Source organism: Methylobacterium thuringiense (genome assembly GCF_022179645.1).
GTDB classification, from domain to species: Bacteria; Pseudomonadota; Alphaproteobacteria; order Rhizobiales; family Beijerinckiaceae; genus Methylobacterium; species Methylobacterium thuringiense.
Genome location: NZ_BPRA01000017.1, coordinates 56481 through 69353, shown reverse-complemented (window position 1 = coordinate 69353; position 12873 = coordinate 56481). Strand labels below are relative to the sequence as shown.

The window sequence follows — 12873 nt, the reverse complement described above, 5'->3', positions numbered from 1 at the left end:
GCCCTGCGTTTGTCGGAGGTCAGGAGCGGACGCGCCGGATGTCGGCCCCGCAGCGTGCTAGCTTGGCTTCGAGGGATTCGAAGCCGCGATCGAGGTGGTAGACGCGGCTGATCTGGGTTTCGCCTTCGGCGGCGAGACCGGCGATCACCAGCGACACCGAGGCGCGCAGGTCGGTCGCCATGACCGGCGCACCTTTCAGCCGATCGACGCCCTCGACGATGGCGAGATCGCCGTCGAGACGGATCTTCGCGCCGAGACGCGCGAGTTCCTGCACGTGCATGAAGCGATTCTCGAAGATGGTCTCGCGGATGTTCGACTGGCCCTTGGCCAGCGTCATCAGCGCCATGAACTGCGCTTGCAGGTCGGTCGGGAAGCCAGGGAACGGATCGGTGGTGATGTCGGCCGGGTGGATGCCGCCGCCGTTGCGGCGCACCCGGATGCCGCCCTTGACCTGTGTGATTTCGGCGCCCGTGGTCGCCAGCACGTCGAGGGCCGAGGAGAGCAGGTCCGCCCGGGTGTTTTCGAGCACGATGTCGCCGCCGGTCATGGCCACGGCCATGGCGTAGGTGCCGGTCTCGATCCGATCCGGCAGGACCTCGTGCCGGGCGCCGTGGAGCCGGGCGACGCCCTCGATGACGATGCGGGACGTGCCGGCGCCCTCGATCCGCGCGCCCATCCGGATCAGGCATTCCGCCAGATCGACGACCTCGGGCTCGCGGGCGGCGTTGTCGATCACTGTGGTGCCGTGGGCCAGCGAGGCCGCCATCAGCGCCACGTGGGTGCCCCCGACCGTGACCTTCGGGAAATCGATTTCGGCGCCGCGCAGGCCGTTCTTCGTCTTCGCGACGACGTAGCCGGCATCGATCTCGATCTCGGCGCCGAGCTTTTCCAGCGCCATGATCAGCAGGTCGACGGGCCGCGTGCCGATGGCGCAGCCGCCCGGCAGGGAGACCTTGGCCTCGCCGAAGCGCGCCAGCAACGGCGCCACCACCCAGAAGCCGGCCCGCATGGTCGAGACCAGCTCGTAGGGCGCCGTGGTGTCGATGACGTTCGAGGCGGTCAGCCGGATGGTCTGGCCGGCCTCGGTGCTCTGGCCGGGGCGCTTGCCGACGACCATCTGGTCGACGCCGTGATTGCCGAGGATGCGCAGCAGCGAGGTGATGTCGGCGAGACGCGGCACGTTGATGAGCTCGAGCGTCTCGCCCGTCATCAGGCTGGCGATCATCAGGGGCAGCGCGGCGTTCTTGGCGCCGGAGATCGGGATCGTGCCGTTCAGCGGCGCGCCGCCGGTGATGTGGATGCGGTCCATGCTCGTTCCCTGGGCGCCGGGCCCGCGTCTGCGGTGTCGGTCGCGCGCCATTCCGGGGGCAGGCCGCCCCTTCAAACCGCCAAGTATATCCGGTATCCGGCAGAAAAAGGATCGCGCCCCGCGGCAGAAGTCGTGACCTGTGGCTGCCGTGCATCGCAGGCCGCTACGACCGATCGCGCTCCGGGTCCGACGGCGGGTCCGGATCGAGTTTCACCTCCCGCTCCGGTTCGATGTCGTCATGAGGCAGCTCGGCCCGGCCGCGCGCCTGCAGCTTCCGGCGCTTGAGGTTGTCGCGCAGAGCCGCCTTCAACCGATCCTCGCGTGACATCCGGGGCGTCCCGTCCCACTCGCGCGGTGCCACATCGCCCGCGAAACCCCAGGACGGCTACAGCCTTCGCGGGGCCGTCTCAACAGGTGCAAGGCAGCAATGACCCGAGATCACCTTGAACCGATTCCAAATTCCCTTCTATTCTGCACACCGGTGAGCCGGCGTCCGGTGGACTGACCGGAGGCAAGACGTCACCGCAGCGAGATCGGGCTCGTCGCCGATCGACAGGCATGACTGCGCAGATGTGTGCGGATCGCCGCGTCGATCATTTTCCCGGCCGCTGGATCCGACTTCGGGATGAACCCGAAGCTCGCAGCCGAGGAAACGCGTCGAGGACGGATGCCCGTGAACCTGATGCCTGCGCAGACCGACACCGCCGACGGATCCGAAACGGGCCTCGCCGAGCGAAGCAACCACCGGGACAGCCAGACGCCGCGGATCGACTACGAGCAGCATTTCCGGAGCGCCGTCGACCGCCTGCACGCCGAGCGCCGCTATCGCGTCTTCGCCGATATCGAGCGGATCGCGGGCCGCTTCCCGCAGGCGAACTGGCGCAAGCCCGACGGCGGCACGCGTGAGATCACCGTCTGGTGCTCCAACGACTACCTCGGCATGGGCCAGCATCCCGATGTCGTCGATGCCATGACCGAGACGGTGAAGCGCTGCGGCGTCGGCGCGGGCGGCACCCGCAACATCGCCGGCAACAACTCGCCGCTGGTCGACCTGGAGCGCGAGCTCGCCGACCTGCACGGCAAGGAGGCCGGCCTCGTCTTCACTTCGGGCTACGTCTCGAACCAGGCCGGCATCTCGACGATCGCCAAGCTGCTGCCGAACTGCCTGATCCTGTCCGACGCCTTCAACCACAACTCGATGATCGAGGGCGTGCGCCATTCGGCCTGCGAGAAGCGTGTTTTTCGCCACAACGACCTCGCGCATCTGGAGCAACTGCTCCGCGAGGCCGGCGACCGCCCGAAACTCGTCGCCTTCGAGTCGGTCTATTCGATGGATGGCGATGTCGCGCCGATCGAGGCGATCTGCGACCTCGCCGACGCCTACGGCGCCATGACCTATATCGACGAGGTCCACGCAGTCGGCCTCTACGGTGCCCGGGGCGCGGGCATCAGTGAGCGCGATGGCGTCATGGATCGCATCGACGTCATCGAGGGCACGTTGGCCAAGGGCTATGGCTGCGTCGGCGGCTACATCACCGGCTCGGCGGTGCTCTGCGACGCGGTGCGGAGTCACGCTGCGGGGTTCATTTTCACCACCGCCCTGCCGCCGGCCATCGCCGCCGCGGCACGCGCCTCTGTTCGGTATCTCAAGCACTCGCAGACCGAGCGTGCGGCGCACCAGCGCCAAGCCGCCAACACCAAGGCCGCCCTCGACGCCGCCGGCCTGCCGGTACTCGCCACCGAGACGCACATCGTGCCGCTGATGGTGGGCGACGCCGAGCTCTGCAAGGCGGCCGCCGACCATCTGCTCGAACGCCACGGCATCTACATCCAGCCGATCAACTACCCGACCGTGCCGCGCGGCACCGAGCGGTTGCGGATCACCCCGACGCCGTTCCACGACGACGCCCGCATCGCCACGCTGACGGCCGCCCTCGTCGAGACCTGGGACACCCTCGATCTGCCCCGCGCCGGGACGATCTTCGCCTCAGCCGCGGAATAGGCTTTTCGCTGGCCGGTCATCGGGTGCGACGACCCGATGGCGACGCTGCTCGATCAGGACCGTTTGATCGAGGCCCTCTAACGGCTCGACGCCGACTTGGTCGATCTCGGGACTTTCGTCGAAATCGCCGTCTATGGTGAGGCTAGCTATCCCGACGACGATCGCGAGCGGCAGGCGGCCTTCATCCACGATGACCCGGGATTTCGTGGTGAGCCCCGACCCGATGCCTTCCTTGGCGGAGCCGGCGAGCACTTGGCCCGGCGTTGGGGACTGCCGATCTTTCCCTGAGTTCGTCACGAGGGCCGCTATCTCGACATCGCGATGTGCGTGCCGTCCGACGCCGCGTTGCGCAGCTATCTGATCTGCGTCAGCCCCTTGGCCTTCCGTGCCCCGCTGATCTTCACCGGGCCGGACCCGCTGCAGCGGGCAAGATTTCCGTATCACTGCGGTGTGGCCACCATGCCGGCTGAGCATCCGGCGCGGTGTGATCGCAAGGGCGGGTAGTCCCTGAATCGACCCGAACCGAAGTCTTCCGATCCCGGGATCGATCCACGATGCGGTTTCGCGTTGCGCATCGCCCGATGATGGGCTGTGACTGCCGCGCTCGCGAATCATCGAAGAGGAAACACGGATGTCGGGTGGCGGTCACGGGGCGATCGAGGGATCGAACAAGCGCGTCGCGCTGATGATCTCGGTGCTGGCGCTGTTTCTCGCGGGCGCCGAGACGCTGGCCAAGAGCGCCCAGACCGAGGCGCTCGGGGCCAATGTCGAGGCCTCGAACCAGTGGGCCTATTTCCAGGCCCGCACGATCCGGGCGACGGTGCTCAAGACCGCCGACGAGGCGCTTGCGCTGGCGCCGCCCGCCGGGGGCGACGACGCTGCCGTGAAGGCCAAGCGCGACGAGTGGGCCAAGACCTTGGCCCGCTGGGAATCCGAGCCCGCGACCGGCGAAGGCCGCAAGGAACTCGCCGCCAAGGCCAAGGCCTCCGAGTTGCGGCGCGATCTCGCGCTCGAGCGCTACCACCATTTCGAACTCGCCTCGGCCGCCTTCCAGGTCGGCATCGTTCTGGCCTCGGCGGAGGTGATCACCGGCATCGTGGCGCTCGCCTTCGCCGGCGGCTTCCTCGGCGTCGCCGGCCTGGCGCTGGCCGCGTTCGGGCAATTCGCCCCCCATACGCTGCCGTTCCTGCACTGATGCGAACTGTCAGGCGGACCATGCGTGCCCCGCGACAAGGAGCAGTGTGGACGCGGCGTTATGGCTCCTGTCAGAGTTGCGGTCGGCGGCTCCATCCCGAGCCGGAGCGGATGGGTCGAGCATGGCACAGGCTTCCGACGACGAATCCGAAAACCGGCTGACCAAGCTGTCGGCCGTCTTGTTCCTGCACACCGAGCATCTGGTCTACGCACTGCTCGGCGGCCTGCTCGCGGCGACGGCAGCCCTGGCGCTGCTCGACGCGGCCGGCGTGCTCTACGAGGCGTTGAAGGTACTCGGCGGCGCCAAGCAGATGCTCGACGTCATCGATCGGCTGCTCTTCCTGCTGATGATCGTCGAGATCCTGCACACGGTGCGGGTCTCGATGCGCTCGGGACGGCTGACCTGCGAGCCGTTCCTAATCGTCGGCCTGATCGCCTCGATCCGGCGCGTGCTGGTGATCACGCTGCAATCGTCCGAGGTGATGCACCCGCCGATGACCGGCGAGAAACAGGCGATGTTCAACGCCTCGATGATCGAACTCGGGGTGCTCGGCGGCCTGATCCTGGTAATGGTGGTCTCGATCTTCCTGCTGCACCACGCCAGTCCGAGCGGGGCGAGGCCGGCCGGCGAGGAGTGATCCCGGGAGCGGCGAAACCGTCCCGGCAAGGCCTCGGCAGGCAATGCTGCACTGCAGGAACGGCGATTCGGACCACTGGTTGATCAGCCGATTGCGTCGGGGCGACCGGCGCGGGTCAAGTGTCACGAAGAGTCAATTGCCATGAAGAAGACCGTCACCCTCGCCGTTCTCGGCCTATCTACGATCCTCGGCGGATCCGCCTTCGCGCAGGAGCCGCTGCCGCTGCGCGTCCAGTCGCAGGATCTGGCGCTCCCCGCCGGTGCGACGACGAGCACGCCGACCTTCCGGACTGAGGCCCTGCGCTCGGATGCGGTGAGCATCGAATCGAGCCGCATCGCCCTCGAGCGTTCGCGCAATCGTGAGATTCGCAGCTACGCCCGCCGCGTCATCGAGACCCGCAAGGCCACGACCGAGGCGCTGCTGCCCCCCGGTACGTCACTGAGCGCTGGCGGCAGCATCGTCTCGGACCGGCAGGGCATCGAGACGCGCCTCGACAACCCGGTCGGCATCGTGCTGGCGCCGGTTACGGTCGCGGCCAATGTCGCGACGGGGATCGTCGGCGGTGTGCTCGGTGGTGTCGGCCTCGTCGACAACAGCCCGACCGAGCCGGGGCGCCGTGTCGCGATCGGCCCCCAGGGTCAGGCCAAGATCGACCGTCTCCGTTCGGCACCGAACGCGCGCAGCTTCGACCGCACCTATGTCGCTCAGCAGGCGCGCTCGGACGCGCGTACGCTCGCACTTTACGACGGCTATTCGCGCGGCGGTGACAGTGCTCAGGGGCGCCAGTTCGCCAACGAAGCGCTTCCGTATATCGCTGCCGAACACGACCGTTCGGCCAACATCGACCTGAGTTTCGGTGGCTGATCACCTCTGCCAATCATACGAGACCGGAGGGCCGCCTGCAGGGCGGCCCTTTTTGCATCCGGGTGCCGATTCCAATGGCAATCTGCTTCTTCGCCAGATCCCGGCTCGCATCGCTTATGGCCGTCGCGATCAGGCTCGGCGCGGGCGGCTCAAAAGCTTCTTTTCGGACGGCTTGTGTTTTGTGCGCCGCACTGTATCTTGTGCACTGCGATATCGCGATGGCGTCGCGATTTTGCAGCCCTTCTTGGGCGTTTCCTCCCTAGACTTCGGGTCGTTCCTTTGGAGCGGCCTTTTTTTTCGTTTTGAGCGGCGTGGCTAAAATCTATCGCCGCTATTCTGCGGCGATCCGTCGAGAGCTCCAATCCGACCAGTCGGCGGCCACTGCCACGACCACCCGCGTCAGGCACTCCACCAGATCCTCGAAGCCGCCGGTGAGAGCAAGGGTGCGCTCGTTCATGTAGAGGGCACGGTTGATCTCGATCTGCAGCGCATGACGGGACGAGTTCGGCTCGCCGTAATGCTCGGTGATGAAGCCGCCGGCATAGGGTTTGTTGCGCACCACCCGGAGACCATGTTCGCGAAACCGATGCTCGATGCCGTCGATGAGAGCCGGAGCGCAGGCGGTGCCGAACCGGTCGCCGAGCACGATCTCGGTCTTGGCGTCCTCGTCTCGGCCGAGGCTCGACGAAGGCATCGAATGGCAGTCGATCAGGACGACGTTGCCGAAGCTCTTAACGGTGCGCTGGATCAGGCTGCGCAGCATCCGGTGATAGGGCTTGTACAGGTGTTCGATCCGGGCAAGCGCATCTTCGACGGGCAGTCGCTCCCGATAGATTTCCTGTCCGTCCGCGACGATGCGTGGCACGGTACCGAGGCCGCCGGCCACGCGCATCGAGCGTGTGTTGGAGAAGGACGGCAGCCGCCCGACGAACATGCGCGGGTCGAGTTCATAGGGCTCCCGGTTTACGTCGAGATAGGCGCGTGGAAAGTTCGCCCGCATCAACGGTGCGCCGAGCCCGACCACGGGCGCGAAGAGCCGGTCGACATAGGCGTCTTCCGAGCGCCGCAGGGTCAGCGCGTCGAGGCGCGAGGCCGCAAGGAAGTGGTCCGGATAGATTGCGCCGGAATGGGGCGTATTGAACACGAAAGGAACCGCATGGGAGGCCGGCTCGTCGACGGCAAAGGGCGGTTCGAAATCGGAGGGCGGATGCGCCGGGCGCTCGATCATCGCCGCACTTTGATGCGAGTGGGTGATCCTGTCCACCAAACCGTGATGCCCAGCGCGCGGATGGGGTCTTAACGTCGTGTTTACCAAGTCGCCGCTTTATGAAATGAACATACCAGTCGTACCGGGCCTCAAAGAGCCCCAGGAAGCCGTTCGATGAAGATCCTTCTGGCGGAAGACGACAACGACATGCGCCGGTTTCTGGCCAAGGCGTTGCAGAACGCCGGCTATGAGGTGCTGTCGTTCGACAACGGGCTCTCGGCCTACAACAGGCTGCGTGAAGAGCCATTCGAGCTGTTGCTCACCGATATCGTGATGCCGGAAATGGACGGTATCGAGCTCGCGCGCCGGGCCACCGAACTGGATCCCGACATCAAAGTGATGTTCATCACGGGCTTCGCTGCGGTCGCGCTGAACCCGGATTCGAAGGCTCCGAAGGATGCGAAGGTGCTCTCCAAGCCCTTCCATCTGCGGGAACTCGTCAGCGAGGTCGAGAAACTGCTCGCTGCGGCCTGACGGACTCCCAGGTGGCGCCGAAGCCTATGGCGCCGGCCGCTGAGCCAAAAAGCTGGACGAGGCGAGCGCTTTCAAGCGATTGCCTTAGGCCTGTGTGGCGCCTGCAATAGGAACTGCACATCACGGTGCTATATCATCATGCGTTCCTTCGCATGATCGATCCGAGACGATGCAGCCGGTTACCCTCTACACCACGGCTTGGTGCCCCTATTGTTCGGCGGCCAAGAGCCTGCTGAAGGAAAAGGGCGTGGCCTTCACCGAGATCGACGTCGAAAAGACCGCGGGCTCGCGCGCGACGATGTCGCAGCGTGCAGGCGGTCGTACCAGCGTGCCGCAGGTCTTCGTCGGCGATACACATGTCGGCGGCTGCGACGACCTCTATGCCCTCGAAAGGGCCGGTGGTCTCGATCCGCTCCTGACCGCCTGATGGCGGAACACGCGCATTCCCGGTTCATTGCCGCCTGCGTGCAGATGCGTTCAGGACGTGACCCGCTCGCAAATCGCGATGCGGCCGTGGCGGCAATCCGCGAGGCGGCCGGTCGGGGTGCCGACTACATCCAGACTCCGGAGATGACCTCGCTGGTCGAACGAGACCGCACGCGGCTGTTCGACACGGTGGGGCCGCAGGAGAGCGACCCGACGCTGGCCGGCCTGCGCGAGGCTGCGCGCGACAACCACGTCTTCGTTCATGTCGGCTCGCTGGCGATACGGACCGGCGACAAGATCGCCAACCGTGCCTTCCTGATCGATGCCGGCGGCGAGATTTGCGCAGCCTACGACAAAGTCCATCTCTACGACGTCGACTTGCCCGACGGCGAAAGTTGGCGGGAATCGGCGACCTATACCGGCGGCGACTGCGCCGTGGTGGCAAGTTTGCCCTGGGCCGAGATCGGCATCGCCATCTGCTACGACATTCGTTTTCCCGCGCTCTATCGAGCCCTTGCGGAGGCCGGCGCCACCGTGCTGACGGCGCCTGCCTGCTTCACACGCCAGACCGGCGAGGCGCACTGGCATCTGCTGCAGCGCGCCCGTGCCGTCGAGACGGGATCGTTCATGGTCTCGGCTGCCCAAGGTGGCCGGCATGAAGATGGTCGCGAGACCTACGGTCATTCGCTGATCGTCGACCCGTGGGGACGCGTGCTGGCCGAGGCCGAGAATGATGCGCCCGGTGTCATTCTCGCCGAGATCGACCTTGCTCAGGTCGCCGACGTGCGTGCGCGCATCCCGGCTCTGCGCAATGCGCGGCCTTTCACCGTGCGGCACGCCTGAGGCGTCCCCATCTTGACCCTATGATCCGTTACACCCTCGCCTGCGAGTCCGGCCACAGCTTCGAAAGCTGGTTCCCGTCCGGCGATGCCTATGACGAGCAGGCCGCGCGCGGTCTCGTCTCCTGCCCGATCTGTGATTCCCGCAAGGTCGCCAAGGCATTGATGGCCCCTGCCGTCGCGCGGACCGACAAGGGCCGTACTGGAGGGCCCGCTGCGGTATCCCGGGAAGAGGGAGCGGTGGAAGCCCCGGCTCCTGCACCGGTGGAAGCTCCGGTTCCGATGATCGCTGAGCCGGAGCGTCGCCTGCGCGCGCTTCTGCGGGCGGTACGTGACCAGGTGACGCGCACGGCGGACGATGTCGGAGCGCGGTTCCCGGAAGCAGCGCGTGCCATGCATTACGGTGAGGCGCCGTCCCGCGCGATCTATGGTGAGGCCACTTTGCAGGAGGCGCATGCGCTCGTCGAGGAAGGCATCGCCGTCGCTCCTCTGCCGCCGGCCCCCGACGACCGGCATTAGCAACGGCCGACCGCGTCTCGGCCGGGCGGGACGAGACGCGATCCGTCAGGCGGCCGTCTCGAGCTTCGCTCCGAGATGGCGCCGTACACCGTAGGCCGACAGTACGATCCCCGTCGAGAGCAGGCTCAGCAGCAGTTGCGAGCGGGTCTCCGCCTGCAATCCCATCGCCACGAGGATCCCCGTCATCGCGGCGATCGTCAGCAGGGTGAGGTAGGGGTAGAGCCACATCCGGACCACCGGCCGGTCCGCCGGAATCCGCGGCCTCAGGATCAGCTGCGACACCGCAATCGCCAGATAAACCAACAGGATGACCGCGCCCGACGAATTCAGCAGGAACAGGAAGACCGTGTCCGGCGAGAGGTAGGCGGCGACCACCGCGAGGTAGCCCATCGCCGTCGAGACGAGGATGGCGGGGGCCGGAACCCCGGAGCGGTCGAGCCGCATTAGCGCCTTCGGCGCCTCCCCCCGTTCGCCGAGCAGGAACAGCATCCGCGAGGCGGTGTAGAGGCCGGAATTGAGGCAGGACAGGACGGCGGCGAGGACCACGGCGTTCATGGCGTCGCCGGCCCGGTTGAAGCCCATGCGCTCGAAGGCGGCGACGAAGGGGGAGCCGCCGGGCGGCAGGCCGTCCCAGGGCAGGATGACGGTGAGCAGGAGGATCGCGGCCACGTAGAAGACGGCGATCCGGATGGCGACGGTGCGGGTCGCCCTGGCTATGGCCTTGGCGGGATTGGGCGTTTCGGCTGCGGCGATAGTGGCGATCTCGGCGCCGACCATGGAGAAGATCACCACGACGATGCCTGAGACGATCGCCCCGACGCCGTTCGGAAACAGGCTGCCGCCGCGTCGGAGGTTGGAGAAATCCATCGGGTGGCCGGGCCAGAGGCCGAGGGCGTAGCTGCCGCCGAGGACGAGAAAGGCGAGGATCGCCAACACCTTGATGCCGGCGAACCAATACTCGAACTCGCCGAAGGCGCCGACGGAGGTGAGGTTCGTCGCCGTCATCAGCAGCATCAGGCCGAGCGACAGGCTCCAGAGCGGTAGGCCGGGTAGCCAAGCCTGCAACAGGCCGGCCCCGGCCACCGCCTCGAAACCGACCACGATCACCCAGAAATACCAATAGAGCCAAGCCGTTGTGAACCCGGCCCAGTCGCCCAGCGCCTCTCGGGCATAGGTGACGAAGGAGCCGGTCGCGGGCGCGGCGGTGGCCATCTCGCCGAGCATCCGCATCACCAGGATGACCAGGATTCCGGCGGCGGCGTAGGAGAGGAAGGCGCCGGGGCCGACCTGCCGGATGACGGAGCCGGAGCCGACGAACAGGCCGGCGCCGATCATGCCGCCCAGGGCGATCATGCCGAGATGGCGCTGTCTGAGGCCCTGGCGCAGGCTGTCCGGTGGACCGTCGGGCATCGCGATTTCGCTCGGGGTCGGTCGAGGATGATCATGATCCCGGTCGGGCACGATCACGAGAGGTGCGCCGGGCATCGTGCGATCCGTTGCCCACGTGCTGCCATGGCCAAAGCCGGGGCAAACCACGTCGTGCACCGGCTTAGCCCGCTGGCTAACGCGCGTGCAGCACGGACCGGCAGGCGTCGGGCAACCCGGCCATCGTCATGGGTGGTCGTGGCCGCGGCGGCGTCTTGGGCTTGGGCGGATTGAGCACGGCCGCGCTGAACCAGTAGTCGAGCTCGGACCCGCAGCCGTCGCCGGGCGGGGGAGGGGCCTGGTCGCCGCAGGATTCGGCGCCGCGCGGGCAGGCGAGGCGGATATGGTAGTGGTAGTTGTGCCCGTACATCGGGCGCACCTTGGTGAGCCAGCCGCGGTCGCCGCCGGCCTCGCGGCAGAGGGCCTTCTTGATCGCGGCGTTGACGAAAATTCGCGCCACCTCCGGCTGCTTGGCCGTGAGGCGGATGAGCGCAGTATGCGCCGGCGTCCAGACGTCCTCGTCGATGTCGCGGCGGTCGGCGCGGACCATGTCGGTGGCGGAGGTCTGCTCGCGCTCGGCGCGGGTCATCCGGTGGTCGGGCATCGGCGTCAGCCAGAGGTCGGCGTCGAGGCCGAGCTGGTGCGAAGCGTGGCCGGTGAGCATCGGGCCGCCGCGCGGCTGCGACATGTCGCCGACGAGAAGCCCCGGCCAGGCTGCCTGCGGCGCCTTGCTCGCGAGCCGTTCCAGGAAGCTGACGAGGTAGGGCATGCCCCAGCGCCGGTTGCGCGAAGGCCGCATCACCTGCCAGGTCGGCCCGTCGAAGGCGAGGCCTTCGCCGCCGGCGAAACAGCCCTTGGCATAGGAGCCGTAGGCCTCGGCCGATCCGCTCGAGGGCGCGGTGACGCGGCCGAACAGAGCCTTGGCCGGCGTCGCGGGATCGTTCGGGTTGGCGAGCGGCGGCAGGGGTTTGGGGTCCATCGTGCCCTTGTCCTGCGCCATCGCGGAACCGGCGATCAGGGCGAGGAATGCGAGGGCAACGGACAGGTGAACGGTCTGCGGCATCGGCGCTGAGGTCCCTCGGCGAACAACCCGAGCGGCCGGAAAAGCCGCACCGGAACGTGCCCGGTCACCCGAGCGTTTTCCCGGTTGGATGTAACAAGGTTGCGAGCCCCGCGCCATGGACCCCGTCAGCACCACCCCACAGGCCGGGCCGAAGGCCCGCACCCTCATCGCCAGCGACCGCGTGATCGGCACCGAGGTGCGCCGCCCCGACGGCGGCAAGGTCGGCCGCATCGAGCGGCTGATGCTCGACAAGTCCTCGGGCCGCGTCGCCTACGTGGTGATGAGCTTCGGCGGCTTCCTCGGCCTCGGCGAGGATTACTACACGCTGCCCTGGGCGGTCCTGGCCTTCGATCCGGCCATCGAGGCCTACGTCGTCGACATCACCGAGGAGCAGCTCCGCAACGCCCCCGCGCGCTCACCCGAGGGCGGCGACCCGGCCGACGAGCGCGAGTGGGAAGAGCACGTGCACCGCTACTACAACGCGGCACCGTATTGGGGAATCTAGAGCCGTACCTGACCCCGTTGCATCGGGCCGGCGTCTCTAGATCACGCTGCGTTTTGAGCGGGTCAATCAAAACGCAGCGTGATCGATTCAAAAGTCGAAAGCAGGCTTCGCGCGAAAAACCGTTGCCATTTTTTTGCAGCCTGCTCCAGGGCGGCAGGTAAACCAGCCTGGCGCCGGGCGTCTGTCGAGTCGCGTCGGAACCGAAATTGGGATCCGCCGTGTAAAAGTCCTGATTTCTGCGCAAGCGTCAAAGACACAGCCGCACATACTCTGTAAAGTCGATATCTCAGCATCAAAGAGCTGTTAAAAGACAGCAGTCCATTTCTGTCCGATAAATACATACCTGCC

The 12873-nt window shown here is 66.9% G+C and carries 15 protein-coding genes; 9 read left to right on the top strand and 6 right to left on the bottom strand.

The features are described from left to right. Nucleotides 1–19: 19 nt before the first annotated feature. Nucleotides 20–1309, bottom strand: a complete 1290-nt coding sequence (gene murA / locus MFF07_RS18240; RefSeq protein WP_238232548.1) for a UDP-N-acetylglucosamine 1-carboxyvinyltransferase — start codon at nucleotides 1307–1309, stop codon at nucleotides 20–22. 163 nt (nucleotides 1310–1472) lie between these two features. Next, entirely contained in the window at nucleotides 1473–1637 is a 165-nt protein-coding gene (locus MFF07_RS18235) for a hypothetical protein (protein WP_187272514.1), read from the bottom strand. Between the two features lie 339 nt (nucleotides 1638–1976). Between MFF07_RS18235 and hemA the strand changes: the two genes are divergently transcribed. Continuing rightward, complete coding sequence (hemA, locus tag MFF07_RS18230; protein ID WP_147817035.1) at nucleotides 1977–3311, top strand: 5-aminolevulinate synthase; 1335 nt, start codon at nucleotides 1977–1979, stop codon at nucleotides 3309–3311. On the opposite strand, the gene MFF07_RS18225 is transcribed toward hemA, so the two are convergent. Then, a complete protein-coding gene (locus tag MFF07_RS18225; protein WP_238232546.1) occupies nucleotides 3297–3926 on the bottom strand; it encodes a hypothetical protein in 630 nt (209 codons plus the stop codon). The two genes, hemA and MFF07_RS18225, sit on opposite strands and share 15 nt — an antisense overlap. A 16-nt stretch (nucleotides 3927–3942) precedes the next feature. On the opposite strand from MFF07_RS18225, the gene MFF07_RS18220 reads away from it, so the two are divergent. From MFF07_RS18220 to MFF07_RS18210, 3 genes are all read left to right on the top strand, one after another. Then, nucleotides 3943–4506, top strand: coding sequence for a DUF4337 domain-containing protein (locus MFF07_RS18220; protein WP_238232545.1), 564 nt, complete (start codon nucleotides 3943–3945; stop codon nucleotides 4504–4506). 121 nt (nucleotides 4507–4627) lie between these two features. Next, nucleotides 4628–5143 carry a phosphate-starvation-inducible PsiE family protein gene (locus MFF07_RS18215; RefSeq protein ID WP_147817037.1) on the top strand — a complete coding sequence of 172 codons (516 nt, stop codon included), beginning with the start codon at nucleotides 4628–4630 and terminating at the stop codon, nucleotides 5141–5143. Nucleotides 5144–5284: 141 nt separating this feature from the next. Then, a complete protein-coding gene (locus tag MFF07_RS18210) occupies nucleotides 5285–6007 on the top strand; it encodes a DUF4142 domain-containing protein (protein ID WP_147817038.1) in 723 nt (240 codons plus the stop codon). 331 nt (nucleotides 6008–6338) lie between these two features. On the opposite strand, the gene MFF07_RS18205 is transcribed toward MFF07_RS18210, so the two are convergent. Continuing rightward, complete coding sequence (locus MFF07_RS18205; RefSeq protein ID WP_147817039.1) at nucleotides 6339–7235, bottom strand: N-formylglutamate amidohydrolase; 897 nt, start codon at nucleotides 7233–7235, stop codon at nucleotides 6339–6341. A 153-nt stretch (nucleotides 7236–7388) separates the two neighbouring features. Here MFF07_RS18205 and cpdR point away from each other — a divergent pair, with 153 nt between their 5' ends. The 4 genes from cpdR (at nucleotide 7389) to MFF07_RS18185 (ending at nucleotide 9532) form a co-directional block, all read left to right on the top strand. After that, nucleotides 7389–7748: a cell cycle two-component system response regulator CpdR gene (gene cpdR / locus MFF07_RS18200; RefSeq protein ID WP_147817040.1), complete on the top strand. Its 360-nt coding sequence runs from the start codon at nucleotides 7389–7391 to the stop codon at nucleotides 7746–7748. 169 nt (nucleotides 7749–7917) lie between these two features. Then, nucleotides 7918–8175 (top strand): glutaredoxin 3, encoded by a 258-nt coding sequence (gene grxC, locus MFF07_RS18195; RefSeq protein WP_147817041.1) that lies wholly within the window; start codon nucleotides 7918–7920, stop codon nucleotides 8173–8175. Next, a complete protein-coding gene (locus tag MFF07_RS18190) occupies nucleotides 8175–9017 on the top strand; it encodes a carbon-nitrogen hydrolase family protein (RefSeq protein WP_238232544.1) in 843 nt (280 codons plus the stop codon). Before grxC ends, MFF07_RS18190 begins: the two co-directional genes overlap by 1 nt. 20 nt (nucleotides 9018–9037) lie before the next feature. Continuing rightward, on the top strand, nucleotides 9038–9532 hold the full coding sequence (locus MFF07_RS18185) for a DUF1178 family protein (protein ID WP_147817042.1): 495 nt from the start codon (nucleotides 9038–9040) through the stop codon (nucleotides 9530–9532). 45 nt (nucleotides 9533–9577) lie between these two features. Here the strand turns inward: MFF07_RS18185 and MFF07_RS18180 are convergent, their stop codons facing one another. Continuing rightward, complete coding sequence (locus tag MFF07_RS18180; RefSeq protein WP_147817043.1) at nucleotides 9578–10942, bottom strand: amino acid permease; 1365 nt, start codon at nucleotides 10940–10942, stop codon at nucleotides 9578–9580. 151 nt (nucleotides 10943–11093) lie between these two features. Then, complete coding sequence (gene mepA / locus MFF07_RS18175; RefSeq protein WP_238232543.1) at nucleotides 11094–12020, bottom strand: penicillin-insensitive murein endopeptidase; 927 nt, start codon at nucleotides 12018–12020, stop codon at nucleotides 11094–11096. A 115-nt stretch (nucleotides 12021–12135) separates the two neighbouring features. On the opposite strand from mepA, the gene MFF07_RS18170 reads away from it, so the two are divergent. Continuing rightward, nucleotides 12136–12525: a PRC-barrel domain-containing protein gene (locus MFF07_RS18170; protein ID WP_147817045.1), complete on the top strand. Its 390-nt coding sequence runs from the start codon at nucleotides 12136–12138 to the stop codon at nucleotides 12523–12525. Nucleotides 12526–12873 lie beyond the last annotated feature (348 nt).